Here is a 15,428-nt window from a genome sequence, read left to right on the forward strand (position 1 = left end):
AAACGGCGTAAGGGACTTGCCCAGTTTATCGGCCTCAGCTTGCGATACTTTCGCATCAACACTCGCAGCAAACGTACCGCAAGCAAGCACCGAGCCTAAAAGCAATGTTCTTATTGTCATGAGATTTCCTTTATTAAAACAAGGCTGATCCACAAGAAAAGGATCTGAAAAGCCAATGCAGTTTTATAACTATATCTAATTAACTTTTAGCAGAAATTTCGTCTCTGTCTAACGAATTTTTGTTATAAATTATTTCAAGAGGAAGGCTTAAGCCTATGTTTTAACGTAAGATTTGAGCAAATACGGAAAGCATGCGATGCATGCTTTCCGTTAAAATGAGATATGCGTTTATGATACGAGACTCTTATCAACCACCTCTCTAAGATCTTTAGAAAGATTCGACTTGCCTTGAATTCGCGTTAACTGACTTCGTAACAATGCTTGGCGTGCAGGATTATATTTTTTCCAACGCGTCAACGGCGTGGCTAATCGCGAGGCGATTTGAGGATTTAGATCGTCCAACTTTATGATTTGGTCTGCCAAGAAGGCATAAGCTGAACCATCTAACTTATGGAAATTCTCTAAATTCTGATTTGCAAAAACACCTACAACCGAACGCAGTTTATTTGGATTCAAGAAATCAAAATCAGGATGCTCCATCAACGATTGAATGTGTGTTAAATCAGCATATGAAGACGCTGACGATTGCACAGAGAACCATAACTCCATAACCTGAGCATCTTCTTTCCACTGATCATAAAAACGTGCCAATAAGTCATCGGCATCTTGCTTGTTGCCCGAGGCAATCATGGCAGACAATGCTCCAACTTGGTCTGTCATATTCTGAGCATTAACAAACTGCTTGCGACAAAGGCTCATGAATTCATCATTCGCATTGGCTGACAACAGTGCTAAACAAGTATTTCGAAGCCCTCGAACAGACATTTCAGCGTAACTTAGGCCTTTCTCGCACCCCTGATTACGCTGATAACATGCAACCAGTTCCTTCTGTAAATCGAACGCTAATTGCTTACGAGCGAGATTTCGCGCAGTACAAATAGCATCCACATCAGCTTCTTCTGCTAGCTCAATCAGATAAGCAGCACTTGGCAGTTGCAACAGTTTGCTGACCATCGCTTTGTCTAATGACTCGTTGCTAATGATGCTTCGAATCGCACCGACATAGGCACTAGAGAGCTGAGCATTACCACCGTTCTTCACCGTTGAGACTATGGCATTCAATTCAAGCAATGCTAGGCTTTGCGCAGCATCCCAGCGGTTAAAACCGTCTGAATCATTCGCCATCAAAAACAAAAGCTGATGTTGTGTGTAGTTATAATTTAGTTTTACTGGGGCAGAGAAGCCGCGCAACAACGACGGAATGGGTTCTTCTGGAATGCCTTCCAAAACAATGCTTTGTGTTTTCTCGGTCAACTCAAAAACTGCGCTTTTTTGACCACCAAATGCAGACAACGCTTGTTCGCCACCATCCCCATTAAGTAAGGCTAGCTCAATCGGGATAACGAACGGCTCTTTGACTTCCTGCTGAGGCGTGGGCGGACATGATTGCTCAAAGTGCAATGTGTAAGTTTGCGCTTGCGCATCAAACTCACTCGAGACGTTTACTCTTGGCGTTCCACTTTGCGTATACCAACGCTTAAATTGACTCAGATCTTTTCCTGAGACTTCTTGCATTGCTGCAACAAAATCATCCGTCGTTGCGGCTTGCCCATCATGGCGATCAAAGTATAAGTCAGATCCCTTGCGGAACAGTTCAGCGCCTAACAAGGTATGGAGCATACGCACAACTTCTGCGCCTTTTTCATACACGGTTAAGGTATAGAAATTAGAGATCTCCATATACGAGGCAGGACGTACAGGGTGCGACATAGGGCCAGCGTCTTCGGCAAACTGCGCAGTGCGGAGTAAAGCAACGTCTTCGACACGTTTTACAACACGTGAATTCATATCAGCAGAAAACTCTGCATCACGAAAAACCGTAAATCCTTCTTTTAAGCTTAGCTGGAACCAGTCTCGACACGTGACCCGGTTACCCGACCAATTATGGAAATACTCATGCGCAACGATCGCTTCAATACGCTGATATGAAGCATCTGTCGTGGTATCGGGTTTTGCTAGAACACAAGAAGAATTAAAAATGTTCAAGCCCTTGTTTTCCATGGCCCCCATATTGAAGTCATCGACCGCGACAATCATGAAAATATCAAGGTCATACTCACGACCATAGACCTCTTCATCCCACTTCATAGAGCGTTTCAAAGCATCAAGGGCATAATCACACTTAGTTGAGTTTTTGTGTTCGACAAAAATTTCGAGACGCACCTCTCGACCACTCATTGTCGTGAAGGTATCTTTTTGACAATGCAAATTACCCGCTACGAGTGCAAACAAATAACACGGCTTCGGGAAGGGGTCATTCCAAACCGCAAAATGACGTCCTCCATCCAATTCGCCTGATTCAATCAAATTGCCATTCGATAGCAAATTTGGATACAAGGATTTATCTGCCTCGATTCTTGTCGTAAAGATCGTTAAGACATCAGGACGGTCGAGATAGTAAGTAATGCGTCGAAAACCCTCGGCTTCACATTGGGTACAGAACATTGTCGATGACTTGTAGAGTCCTTCTAATCGCTTGTTCTCTTGAGGCTTAATCCACGTCACGATTTCTAACTGACAGTCTGCCGGCATATCTGAGATGCTTAGACCGGACTCTGTCACCAAGTAACGATCACTATTTAATAGAGCTCCATCAATACTGACCGAGCGCAATTCTAATTCTTCGCCGTCCAACGCCAACTCTGTCGACTCGGAATCCAAATCTTTAACAACGTGCATAAGATTCGTTACTTCAGCGCCGTCCTCGAATAGCTTAAAGCTCAAAGAAATACTCTCTACGAGGAAGTTCGGTTTTTGATAGTCTTTTAGATATGTGATGTTTGCTGCTGCGTCTTTCATCTTTGTATTCCTAGAGCCCTCGCTATGCATAATTGCTTAGGCATAAATTGAAACTTCATACGAGCCATATTTTCGAATATTTAAACAAGCTTGTTCGAAAATTAGATACTGCCCTTTTATTGCCATCAATGTGTCTTCAATCTCTGGCGTCTTATCCAAATTGTATGTTTTCGCTTTTTCAGGCCAAGCCAAATGAGGGTATTCAAATGAATATTCATTGCCGCTTATAAGCCATTCTATGTGCTCATCTGGATAGTCTTGCTTCAGCTCAGACAGGTAGTCGCCAACCTCTGCAAACAAACGCTCACGCTCTGCAGCGAGATCCATTACCTCTACATCATGCTTAAGCATTTTGCGCCAATTAGTCCTATCCCCTACCCACTCTCTTAGCTTATTTTCAATTAAACCAGAAAGCTTACGGCTAGAAACCTGCGCGATAGGCAATGCTTGAATTGCGCCTTGATCGATCCAGCGCGTGGGAACTTGTGTGCCTCGCGTTATACCTACTTTTAGACCACTCGAGTTAGCCAAATATACGACATGCGGTTGCAAACAATGCATTTCACCCCATCTTGGCTCGCGACACGTCCCTTCTTCGTAATGACACAATTCAGGACTCATGATGCATTTATCGCAGCTCGCAAGCTTTTGAAAACACGGATAGCAAAAGCCTTGATTAAAACTTTTCTTGGTGACTCTCTGGCAATTTGAACAACGAATCTCTTGTTCAAATACAAACTTCATTGGCTTACCCAGATACTCAGACATATTTAAGGCCGAATCACCTACATGAAGTTGATAAGCGATTGGCGTCTGATGATCGACTGCCATTTTCTGCAAACGACCACGCGCTAATAATTCCAAAATAACCTCTTAAATTTTTATTAATTCTGCTCTAGTGCAACACACGCAAAGGCACTTCATCAGATGGATCATCACCTTTTTTCTTTTTCTTCGTGGTATCCACATACCCAACACGATCTTTCTCAGGAATATCGTGAGCGTCTTCGTAAACGATCACTGTTTGTAAGCAGATTTCTTTTTGCTCTTTCGTCAACGTTCGGCCGTCGGGCCACTTTCCTAATTCCAGTGCCTTTTTAAATCTTTCATACAACTCTGGGTCTAGCTGCTTTGCAGCATCTTCAAAATTCATATATCTCCCCCTAGACCATTTTCATGGCGCGCTATTGCGCTTAGCCGTTAAACCAAACACAAGCCAACCTAAAACAAGGCCACTTAACAATCCGTACAAATGCGCTGAATTAGCCATAGCCCCTAAGCCAATCCATTCTGTTAGTGGCGTATAACCAATTACCAACCAGACCAACGCAAACTTAAATAATCCATCCGGCATGAAAACGCGACGATCATAATGCGACCAAACTCGGGTATAGCCAAACAAGCCGTACACAACACCCGACAATCCCCCAAACAAATAGCCGCCATCTAAAAGTTGCGCGACATTCGATATGACAGAGACAACAACGATCAACACAAATAATGCGAGCGCACCTTTTCGATACTCAAGCTGCCCGCCTAGAATCCAAAACATCAACAAGTTAAAAACAATGTGCAAGAGACTAAAATGAAGCACATCTGGCGAGAATAAACGCCATATCTCTCCAGACTGCATGGTTTCGACCAATGCAGACCAACGCCCCTCAATAGAATTCAAGTTCATCGAAATATCGAAAGGATTGACGATCAGTAGAGCTCTTAAGACTTCACCACCTCCACCAAGATCCGTTAACCAAGCAACGAGCACACAAAGAGAAATGACTATAAAAACGAGTGGAGCCTGTTGCGGTGTTACACGATCATACCCAGCAGAGAAACGCACCTTTAAAGGTGACGAGGCCGCATTCGCAGCAGATAACTGCTGCTCTAATTCAGGATGCTCCAAGTACGAATTCAAAGCCTCTAGAACTTGATCCTTATTCTCTAAGCGCTGAAGTTCTAGCACTAACTCTCCACCTAGCTCAGAGATTCGGTGCTCAACGCCCTGGCGACGTAACCATTCTGAAAAAGGCTGTAGATTTTTATCGATCGATACGCGTGCTACTTCATTCATGATGGCGTGACATCTACCCAGACAAATTTATTAGCATCTAGTGCCATTTCGTCATCCATACGATAAGCGACTAATTTTCCGTATTTCACGGCACTATAGTCCAGGCAAGCAACATTTGGCGTGATAGGAGCGGGGGCTCCCGACATCCAATAGTGACCAACAAATACTGGCACCTCGTCTTTGCCGTAATACATCAAATGATCTAACTCTTGCTCAGAGAGTTTTCGATCCAGCAATCCATCAGGCAATGGGTCAGGCTGAAATACAACATCTGAATAGGTTTTAGGGTCATCGTTCCAAAACTTAGTCCGGAACATATTGCGGATATACCCATCCTTACTAACGATGCTCTCCCCATCAGGAAGCTTTAATGATGTGCCTCGCGTCATGCGATCGACCATTTTTTCTAGAAAGGTTCCATCGCGAGCAGACTCATACAACATATCCATCGACAAGCTACGAGAAGGACTCATCGTATTAAAATGTTCGATAGCATGGCGATCCCAACAAGCATGCACGACTCGAAAATGGCCTTTGTCGAGATACAAGGGGATCGTATGAAACCATGACAGGAACATCTGCCATTCTTCGGGGTATGGTTCAAACTGCTCCAGCGTTTCGCGTATTTGGCGATGATTACGCGCGTTATGCTCACGCAAGAACAAATGATCTTCGGCATCACGACCACGCGTGCAATAACACATCGCATTATATTCATGATTACCCAACACAATTTCAGCCTGGCCAGCATCCACCATGTTTTTAACGATATGAAGAGCCTCGCGAATACGAGGACCTCTGTCGACAATATCACCAACAAAAATGACCTTTCGACTATCATGGCGAAAACATCCGTTTTCATGTTGATAGCCCATTTTAAGTAGCAGCTTTTCTAGCGTTTGGGCGCATCCATGAACGTCACCGATCAGGTCATAACCTTGAACATGTTCACTCATACTACGTCACTTAACTCTCAATTAAGTTATGAGCCCAACCTAGCTTCTCACGACACGTTTCATAGAAATTGTGCGAGGTTGGATGAATCAATCTTACTTGGTAAGGTTTTTTGGTGATACTAACTGTGTCACCTGGCGCTACAGGAATGTGATACTGGCCATCACAACTTACTTGTGGATATATCTCGTTCGCTTCACCAATCACAATCTTTATTTCACTTTTCCCGTCTACCACAATAGGTCTGCTACTCAGCGTATGAGGGAACATTGGAACAAGAGCAATTGCATCTAACTTGGGATGGAGAAGAGGGCCACCTGCAGACAAAGAATATGCGGTTGATCCTGTTGGGGTACTGACAATCAAACCGTCAGAGCGCTGGCTATATACGAATTGTCCCTCAACAAAGAGATCAAAGCCGATCATTCGTGTCGATTTACCAGGATGCAGAACAATGTCATTCAAACCTGAACCGTAACCGACCGGCTCACCATTTCGGCGCACCAATACATCAAGTAAAAAGCGTTTTTCTTCGACATAGTCACCTTCTAAAACGGCATCGACTCCATCTTCAATTTGTTCAGGAGAAATATCCGTAAGAAAACCTAATCGCCCACGATTCACTCCCAATAAAGGAACGTTTGATTTAGCGAGTTCCCGCGCTGCTCCTAATAGGCTTCCGTCGCCACCAATTACAATAACAAGGTCGCACACCTCACCCATCATCTTTACGCTAGATACCTGCAAACCATGACCTGGCATTAATTCAGCCACTTGCTCCTCAAGAATAATATGGTACCCCTCTGACACGAGGTAGCGTTTCAAACGGCGCAACGTTTCTATGACCGTTGCACTACCGAGGCGGCCAATCAAACCAATATGCGTAAAATTTTCCATAAAAAAAGGTGACTCCAAAGAAGCACTTAAAGAGATTTGTTTGCTCTAGCTGTGGGATTTTTTAACCGAAGCAATTTAGACTTACGACAATAGTATCAGAAAATTGCATTACAAATGGTTTCTAAGCTGCAATACAAATCTTATTCTTCAATAGATCACATCAAGCTCGCGCTAAATAATTTGAACTGGCTTATCGCGCAGAAAGACACCGTAAACATCGATGTTCAGACCATTGCGGCATCGCATAAGACCTGCGCATCTTTCGATGACAAACTTAATGAGCAGCGCCTTAGACCGCAACTCGAGGAAATACTTCAGAACAGTAACAGTCACTTTCTAGGCCCTCATGTAGAGTCGCTCTGGCAATGCTACCTAGAATACAGTGAACGATATGAACTACTGGCCAAAAACCTTCAAATCAATGTCGACGGCGTGACACTTGGCGAGTTTGATTTTCTAGTACACGACAAACACACTGAACAAATCATTCACCAAGAGCTCGCTATTAAGTTCTATCTCGGCGTGCCGTATTCTTCCGGTTCATCTACTCAAACATATTGGGTCGGCCCAAACCAAATTGATCGGCTCGATATAAAACTGCGACATCTTAATGAACACCAACTGAGACTCAGCGAACACAAAGAAACATTCTCTAGCCTAGAGCACTTTGGTGCACCGCCGTTTTGCACGGAATGTATTATTCGCGGCAGGTTATTTCTACCATTCAACTCTGTATTAAGAGATCAAATGAGCCTTGAAGATGTAAACGAAGACGCCTACCAGCATAGCGTATGGGTTCATGTATCAGAGTTTCAGGATTGGTACGCATTACATCCTTGGGCTGACACATTTTTTGTCTTAAAAAAGAAGCAATGGCTCGACATTCAGGTAGAGCAAAACGACGCGCTCAACTTATCAGAGCTGCAAGAATCAATAGAGCAAGATGTAGAGAACGAAGGGCGGGCTATTTTAGTTTTAGCTACTGACAAAAAATCAAAACAAGCCAAGCTTTTATTCGTGGTGCACGACACATGGTTAAACAAAGGCTACGAACAAATTCAGGAAGATCGAAATCCTCTCCAACCTTGAAGCCCACCAGTATGAAGCAACATAGCATTTACTGACTCACCCAACTTATGATGCGCAAACTGATGCACTAAAGCATATAGCGCTTTGCTGGTATATACCGGATCTAACATCAGGCCGTATTCTGATTGAACACTAGAAATGAAGTTTCTTAAAAGCGGCGACATTTTAGCAAAGCCACCGAGGTGATAATCATGCCAAATTTCAACCTGCTCGGGACTCTTACCTGGAATGTATTTGGCAGCCCGTTGCGACAGATCCTCTGCCCCCTTCAATGCTGACACACCTACAACCCTTGCAGAGTCACCCACTCCATTATGCAGGCCCGCTAACGTTGTACCCGAACCAACCGGCGTTAAAATTAGATCGTATCGATCTAGATCAAGCGTTTGAAATAGGGACGCCACACCCTTTAACCCATCAACCCCTTCACCACCTTCAGGAATCACAAGGGACGGAGGAAACAGCGCCTGAACATGTTCCAAACCAGATACTTCAGCATGACGACGATAATCTTGCCTATCCATCCACTCCAAACTCATCCCCCACTTAAGACAATCTTGTAGTGTCGGTGATAATTTATCAGGAGCCGGAGCATGCCCTCTTACGATGCCAGTCGTGCGAAAACCAAATAAATAACCTGCATAAGCAAGTGCGTGAAGATGATTGGAAAAGGGGCCGCCAAAACTGACGAGATGAGAAATATTCTGCTGAGATGCAGAGAGCAAATAGTGCTTTAACTTAAACCATTTATTTCCTGAGATAAATGGATGCACTTTATCAAGCCGCAGTACATCCACTCTGAGCTCACGATACCGACTAGTATCAAAATAGCGATCAACTATACCTGACAAGTCATACGAAGAAATTTCCAGAGGACGCTCAAAATCTTGCGCCATCTCATGGAAAGTGACTTCCCCGTTTAGACCCTGCATATCAAATATCCATACGATGCAGATCGCAACGATCACTAATACCTACTTCAAAATCAGTAGGGTTATCACAAACACGCACTTTGTTATGGCACAAAGTACCGTCATCATGGGGTTCCTGACACAACGGGCTTTCAAAATGCGCTAACCAAGCACGGTAAACCTTCTCGCTGACTTTTGCTTTTTCAGCCACGAATGCCATTGGGTTCTCGGCATAACGAAGTATGTCAATCGATGTCATTGATATATGACCCACACCCGCGTGATACGCCACATAAACAACTTCCATCTCTTTTAGCTTTTCAACCAAATCATTCGAGCCCAAACCATCAGACATTGTCTCTTTAAGCTCTTCCAATTCTGCGCGAAGTAAATCTTCCCGCTCATCGCGGTATGCTAAATCCAAGTCTCTACGATCTAATTGCTCTCGCAACAAAACGATTTCAGCTTCTAGTTTCTGCTTCTCTAGCGCATCTTTCTCTTCAGAGCTCGCATTTTTAAGCTTCTCTTGAAGCTCTTCTACCACCTGAGTTTGGCCACTCACTTTATCTTGCAGATCAATATACTGCTCATTTCGAGAACTTAACTTTTCTTGCAAGCGTTCGTTACTTAACTTGAGCTGCTCGAGATTTTGTTTGAGGGATTGGATTTCATTTTTATATGCATGAACAATAATGCGCTGTTCACGATCAATTTCAGAGCTTGATCGTTCCTTGTGCTTTTCTAGGGTACGAATCCGTAAGCGCTGCTCTTTCAGAATACGCGCTAACTTAACTCGTTTGTCTGCATCCGCATCAATCGCTGTAGAGCTTTGATCAGAGCCACCTAAAACAGGTAAATCATCTTCATTATCGCTAGCACCAAGAGTTGGAATGCCAACAGGTTCTCCCTCTGGTTTTTCTTGAAACCTAAATCGTAAACGATTGGTATTGACCGCTTTGCGAACCGCTAAAAAATCATTCGTTCCAGGATTCATATCTGGATCCCAAAGATCCTCTTGGTGCCAATTAATCGAACACTGAGAACGACAAGCTAAGCGAATTGGTCCTCCGCCCAGATCTGGGCCACTACCGCTAATTGAGGCTAGTTTCTCGACAGGAAGATTCCATGAGGTGTCTGCATGACTTTCTTCGTCAAAGTAAATTTTGAAAAAGACAAGCGCGTCAATATCGCCATACCCGTCAATGACCGTATACACAGCATGAGCATCTTCATCCACATATTCCGGAATCGAACTTAAACCATCTAGTAATGCTTCGAATTCCGAAAACAACATTTGACGCGAAACCGAGTTGTTCTTCATAAAGAAAACGGCTTCGTTGGCTGCCTGCCCCATAATTACCCCAAAAACACCATCAATTTAAACTTATCTAACCGAAAGTTTAGATGATGCTAGAAGAAGCACACTGTTTTCTTTTATTGCTCAGACAGACTTAATTCACAAATATAAAAAAAGGGCCAACAGGCCCTTTATATTCATATCAACACAAACGTGCTTATAGCTCAGCCGCTAAACGAGATCCTTGATTGATTGCGCGTTTAGCATCCAGTTCAGCAGCAACATCCGCACCGCCAATAAGGTGCACGTTAACACCTGATGATTCCAGACCATCTTGTAGCTCTCGCAAAGGATCTTGGCCTGCACAAATGATAATGGTATCGACATCAAGCACTTTAGGTTCCGTGCCAATCATTACATGAAAACCGTCATCGTCGATCTTTTCGTAATTAACAGAGTTAACCAGCTTAACATTTCGATGCTTCAAAGACGTACGATGAATCCAACCAGTTGTCTTGCCAAGGTTTTTTCCTACTTTAGAAGACTTACGTTGAAGCAAATACACTTCTCGCTCAACTTCCGGATGAACGGGCTGGACACCCTTAATGCCACCCTGATGATCCATATTTAGATCAACACCCCATTCCTCCATGAACGCAGGAATATTCAAGCTTGGCGACTCGCCTTTGTGCGTGATGAATTCTGAAACATCAAAACCAATACCGCCCGCACCAACAACAGCAACTTTTTTACCAATTGGCTTAGCGCCTTTTAACGCTTCAAGGTAGGTCACTACCTTCTCGTGTTCAACACCCGGAATCTCAGGAGTACGAGGTTTGATGCCTGTTGCTAGGATGACTTCATCAAAGCCTTGCGCTTTTAAATCTTCCACTTCAACACGCGTATTCAACTGAAGATCTACACCATGCTTTTTGATCATTTCACCGAAGTAACGAAGCGTTTCGTAAAACTCCTCCTTACCCGGAATCAATTTAGCGATATTAAACTGCCCGCCAATTTCGCTCGCTTGATCAAATAAGGTCACATCGTGGCCACGCTCAGCTGCTACGGTAGAAGCTGCAAGGCCAGCTGGACCTGCACCAACCACGGCAATTTTCTTAGGAGAAGCCGTCTTAACGTAGCTAAGCTCTGTTTCATGACATGCGCGAGGGTTTACCAAGCACGAGGTCAACTTCATTGAGAAGGTATGATCTAAGCATGCCTGGTTACAACCAATACATGTATTGATTTCGTTCGCCTTACCTTCTGCAGATTTATTTACAAAATCAGAGTCCGCAAGGAAAGGTCGTGCCATAGACACCATATCGGCGTGACCATTTGCCAATACATCTTCCGCAACGTCAGGCGTGTTGATGCGGTTCGTCGTTACAAGAGGAATACCTATCTCGCCTTTCAACTTCGCCGTCACTTTTGTAAAAGCCGCTCGCGGAACCATCGTAGCAATCGTTGGAACTCGCGCTTCGTGCCAACCGATCCCGGTATTGATGATCGTTGCACCCGCTTTTTCAATTTCCTTCGCTAACTGAACAACCTCTTCCCAAGTGCTTCCGTCTTCAATCAGATCAAGCATCGAAAGACGGTAAATAATGATGAACTCTTCACCAACACGCTCACGCACACGGCGGACAATTTCGATTGGCAAGCGAATACGATTTTCGTAAGAACCGCCCCACCGATCTGTACGCTTGTTTGTGTGAGAAACGATAAACTGATTAATAAAGTAGCCTTCAGAGCCCATTACTTCGACACCGTCGTAGCCGGCTAACTGAGCCATTGCAGCACTATTCGCAAACGCTTCAATCTGTTCTTCAATACCCTCTTCATCTAACTCTTTTGGAACAAAGGGATTGATCGGCGCTTTAATCGCAGAGGGTGCGACTTGCATAGGGTGATAAGCGTAACGCCCTGCATGCAATATCTGCATACAGATTTTTCCACCTTCTTTGTGTACCGCTTCAGTGACAACTCTATGGTGTTCAGCTTCTTCTGGCGTACTCATTTTTCCTGCACCCGGGCCAACAGCTCCCTCGGGATTTGGCGCAATACCGCCCGTTACGATGATGCCAACACCACCTGCAGCACGTTCAGCATAGAATGCGGCCATTTTTTCAAAGCCATTTGGAGACTCTTCAAGACCGGTATGCATTGAACCCATCAACACACGATTCTTGAGAGTCGTAAAGCCAAGATCTAATGGCTCTAATAAATTCGGGTAACTTTGGCCTGCTTGCTGCGTCATTATTTTCTCCAAAAACCTATTTTACGTTCACGCCTATAAAAGCGATTGTGCAAACACTCAAATAAGAGCGAGGCAATAAATTACCGAGTACACAAGGCCGTATCAATAACATCAGTAAACATTTTTATCACTTTATTAAACATTTACGCTAACATAAGAGAATGATTCCTATTCAGAAACTGTCGCTAGGCGATATCACAGTTAACTTTGCTAGCGTCATCCTCAATACGCTAGCCGAACACAATATTGACCCACTCCCTGTGCAAAAGGCATTTGGACTGAATAATGAACACCTCAGCACACCAGACGCACGAATCAGTATTCCTAAGTATATGAGACTAGGGAGAGAAGCCGCTCGCATGACGCGAAGTCCATCAATTGGCTTAGAATTTGGAAGAAACACCTTAGATAGCCATATTGGGCTTGCGGGATATACAGCGGCCTGCGCGCCAACACTTCAACAATCCTTGTCACATATCATTGATATGGAGCTACTAAACAGTCGCAACACTAGGGGAAAGTCATCTCATTTTATGAAAGATGGCCGGCTTCATTGTCAGTTTTATTCCATTAGCCCATACAATAGGTATAACTATTTTGTTGTCGACACGATGCTCGCCTCATGGCGGTCTTTCACTCAACGTCATTGCCCCGAAGCTGAATGTCACCATATTGAGATCGAATACCCTTTGCCATCATACAAAGAAGATTTCGAAGACTTTTTTCAATGCCCCGTTTTATTTGGCCAATCAAAAAATGCATTGATCCTTAAGCGAGGACACGAGACATTCGTGCTCAATCAGTCCCATCAACCAACATTCTCAAAAATGCAGGCTATATGCGAACAAGAACTTATGACTTGGAAATCAGGAAAAAGCATTTCAGACCAAGTCATAGATTTGATCTCTGAAAACCTTAGCGGTACACCACCGGAAATTGACTTGATAGGGAAAAAACTTGGATTAGCAGGCTGGACGCTTAGGAGAAAACTAGCGCAGGAAGGTCATCATTATCAAACACTATTAGATAATACACGTAACGCCTTGGCTCAGAGCTATGTGAGAGATACAGGGCTCAACTTCACTGAAATTACGTTTATTCTAGGATTTTCTTCACCATCATCATTTCAGCGCGCGTTCAAACGTTGGACAGGCATAAGTCCAGGCGCTTACCGGAGAGACATAAAGAAAAAGGAATTTTGACATAAGGAGTTTAAAGTGGCGGACCGGACGGGACTCGAACCCGCGACCCCCGGCGTGACAGGCCGGTATTCTAACCAACTGAACTACCGGTCCGCATCTTTAAAACTAAGACCTAAAGCGTCGACTTTAGGATTCGACTTTAGGATTTGGTGGGTGGTACAGGGATCGAACCTGTGACCCTCGCCTTGTAAGGGCGATGCTCTCCCAGCTGAGCTAACCACCCATCAGGGCGTCAACTTAAGTGGCGGACCGGACGGGACTCGAACCCGCGACCCCCGGCGTGACAGGCCGGTATTCTAACCAACTGAACTACCGGTCCGCATCTTAAAGCTGTTTCGATTTAAGTAATTTGGTGGGTGGTACAGGGATCGAACCTGTGACCCTCGCCTTGTAAGGGCGATGCTCTCCCAGCTGAGCTAACCACCCCTGCTCAAATCGAGATGCGCATTCTAAGGATTTAGGCCTAACTGTCAACACCTTTTTAGAGATTTTTTATCGAAACTTTATGTGTTTTTAAGCCGTACTCAAAACAGGCAAAAAAGTCGTTCAACAATTAATCAACAACTAATTTAAGGTCGCCAAAATCCTATTTGTCTCTTCCTTACGCTCGCTTGATTCAGAACGACCTGGAACAGGAAGAGATTTCACAAGTGGATACTCTTGGCCAAATGGCCAAAACCAAAAAAACTCTTCATAATCCGTTGAATCTGTCGCGAACTCCGGAGCATAAGGTGCTGGCGCAATATTTCCAGACTTCGCAGCGCGCTCAAGCCTCTCTAACGTTAACTCATCATTCAATGAAAGATCTCTGCGAGGCTCGCGCCACGGAGCAAGCCAATTTACTTGCGGCGTTCTTCGACGATCTATTTCCGCTAAATAAGCATCGACATCTTCATGATATAAATAAAGCTCTTGCTCAAGAGTCAATGTGTCTTGCCCTTTCAGCTCTCTATACATATCACTTGGCAGATACCAGATTGGAAAGCCCCATAAGAAGTTATTTGACCACGGCCAAATAATTGAGAACCAACCATAGTCTTGCATCGTTCCATTCAAGAGTTCCTCTGCCTGTTCAGCATCAGAAGCCGTCCAGAAAGATGGTTCCAAATAACGCGTATGCGGCATTTCTTCCATGGCTAGATCACGGCCAACCAATTGAACGTCTGCCGATGCCATCTCGTCATCCGGCGCTAAATCGGGGTGCAACTCACGAGGTAGGGATACTTCAGAATGTCGTACGTAAAAAATTTGACCAGGATTGAGCTCTAGGCCGACATCGGCTTGCAAATTCATATCGAAAGCGATCATCAACTTATCATCGAAAGCCTCGAAGCCAAGCATCGGTAAAAAGCTCTTTCTTACTGCGAAGTCGTAACTTCCAGCAGGAAGCTCTACGACAGTCCAACTGCCGGAGCGAAGATTAAATACGAGCTCGTCGTTCAAGTAATAACTCGGCGCTTCCATCTCTTCATCTGCCCATTGGCTACTTGGGCGGTAAAAGTAGATCAGTGCGTTAACTTCACTATCCCATTCGGTAGATTTTAATTCTTGAAATGGTCGACCTGTTTCATTCGGAAAGTAATACGAACCGAAATTCCGCCCAGTCGACCAATAAATCGATGGATACCAACCACGACCCTGTTTGTGAAAAGGCTTTGAATAAGGTGCGGTTGTATCAGAGAACGCAACATTAGAAACGCCGAGCATCGCGACCACAAACGTCGCGCTCAAACAAAGTTGAAATAGCAAGTAAAAGTAATTCATTCCT

12 protein-coding genes and 4 tRNA genes are annotated in these 15,428 nt (G+C 44.3%); 2 read left to right on the forward strand and 14 right to left on the reverse strand.

Annotated features, from left to right (window positions below; genetic code table 11):
• Positions 1–348 precede the first annotated feature (348 nt).
• Genes pepN through A3762_RS07665 form a run of 6 tightly spaced genes read right to left on the reverse strand, consistent with a single transcriptional unit; the run spans position 349 to position 6,901 of the window.
• Positions 349–2,979: an aminopeptidase N gene (gene pepN, locus A3762_RS07640; protein ID WP_068754763.1), complete on the reverse strand. Its 2,631-nt coding sequence runs from the start codon at positions 2,977–2,979 to the stop codon at positions 349–351.
• A gap of 36 nt (positions 2,980–3,015) precedes the next feature.
• Positions 3,016–3,843, reverse strand: coding sequence for a DUF2797 domain-containing protein (locus A3762_RS07645; protein WP_231876486.1), 828 nt, complete (start codon positions 3,841–3,843; stop codon positions 3,016–3,018).
• Positions 3,844–3,874: 31 nt separating this feature from the next.
• Complete coding sequence (locus tag A3762_RS07650) at positions 3,875–4,132, reverse strand: YeaC family protein (RefSeq protein ID WP_068477304.1); 258 nt, start codon at positions 4,130–4,132, stop codon at positions 3,875–3,877.
• A gap of 21 nt (positions 4,133–4,153) precedes the next feature.
• The gene (locus A3762_RS07655; protein ID WP_068754766.1) at positions 4,154–5,050 is read right to left on the reverse strand and encodes a rhomboid family intramembrane serine protease; all 897 of its coding nucleotides are present in this window, start codon (positions 5,048–5,050) and stop codon (positions 4,154–4,156) included.
• A complete protein-coding gene (locus tag A3762_RS07660) occupies positions 5,047–6,006 on the reverse strand; it encodes a metallophosphoesterase (RefSeq protein ID WP_068477308.1) in 960 nt (319 codons plus the stop codon). The genes A3762_RS07655 and A3762_RS07660 overlap by 4 nt, the downstream gene beginning before the upstream one ends.
• Before the next feature lie 10 nt (positions 6,007–6,016).
• Entirely contained in the window at positions 6,017–6,901 is an 885-nt protein-coding gene (locus A3762_RS07665) for an NAD(+) kinase (protein WP_068754768.1), read from the reverse strand.
• Positions 6,902–7,015: 114 nt separating this feature from the next.
• Between A3762_RS07665 and A3762_RS07670 the strand changes: the two genes are divergently transcribed.
• Positions 7,016–7,990: a DUF1853 family protein gene (locus tag A3762_RS07670; protein ID WP_068754770.1), complete on the forward strand. Its 975-nt coding sequence runs from the start codon at positions 7,016–7,018 to the stop codon at positions 7,988–7,990.
• Here A3762_RS07670 and A3762_RS07675 read toward each other — a convergent pair.
• The 3 genes from A3762_RS07675 to A3762_RS07685 all read right to left on the reverse strand — a co-directional run bounded on the left by A3762_RS07675 (position 7,960) and on the right by A3762_RS07685 (position 12,458).
• Positions 7,960–8,922 (reverse strand): 1-aminocyclopropane-1-carboxylate deaminase/D-cysteine desulfhydrase, encoded by a 963-nt coding sequence (locus A3762_RS07675; protein ID WP_156493331.1) that lies wholly within the window; start codon positions 8,920–8,922, stop codon positions 7,960–7,962. The two genes, A3762_RS07670 and A3762_RS07675, sit on opposite strands and share 31 nt — an antisense overlap.
• Position 8,923: 1 nt before the next feature.
• A complete protein-coding gene (locus A3762_RS07680; RefSeq protein WP_068754774.1) occupies positions 8,924–10,255 on the reverse strand; it encodes a hypothetical protein in 1,332 nt (443 codons plus the stop codon).
• 160 nt (positions 10,256–10,415) lie between these two features.
• Positions 10,416–12,458 (reverse strand): NADPH-dependent 2,4-dienoyl-CoA reductase, encoded by a 2,043-nt coding sequence (locus tag A3762_RS07685; RefSeq protein WP_068477317.1) that lies wholly within the window; start codon positions 12,456–12,458, stop codon positions 10,416–10,418.
• 161 nt (positions 12,459–12,619) lie between these two features.
• Between A3762_RS07685 and A3762_RS07690 the strand changes: the two genes are divergently transcribed.
• Positions 12,620–13,660, forward strand: coding sequence for an AraC family transcriptional regulator (locus A3762_RS07690; RefSeq protein ID WP_068754776.1), 1,041 nt, complete (start codon positions 12,620–12,622; stop codon positions 13,658–13,660).
• A gap of 16 nt (positions 13,661–13,676) precedes the next feature.
• On the opposite strand, the gene A3762_RS07695 is transcribed toward A3762_RS07690, so the two are convergent.
• The 5 genes from A3762_RS07695 to A3762_RS07715 form a co-directional block, all read right to left on the reverse strand.
• Positions 13,677–13,753, reverse strand: a tRNA-Asp gene (locus tag A3762_RS07695).
• Positions 13,754–13,807: 54 nt separating this feature from the next.
• Positions 13,808–13,883, reverse strand: a tRNA-Val gene (locus A3762_RS07700).
• A gap of 19 nt (positions 13,884–13,902) precedes the next feature.
• Positions 13,903–13,979 (reverse strand) — tRNA-Asp (locus A3762_RS07705).
• A gap of 31 nt (positions 13,980–14,010) precedes the next feature.
• Positions 14,011–14,086, reverse strand: a tRNA-Val gene (locus A3762_RS07710).
• A gap of 138 nt (positions 14,087–14,224) precedes the next feature.
• A partial coding sequence (locus tag A3762_RS07715; protein ID WP_156493332.1) for a DUF2846 domain-containing protein occupies positions 14,225–15,428 on the reverse strand: 1,204 nt, incomplete at its 5' end.

The organism is Oleiphilus sp. HI0125 (assembly GCF_001635355.1).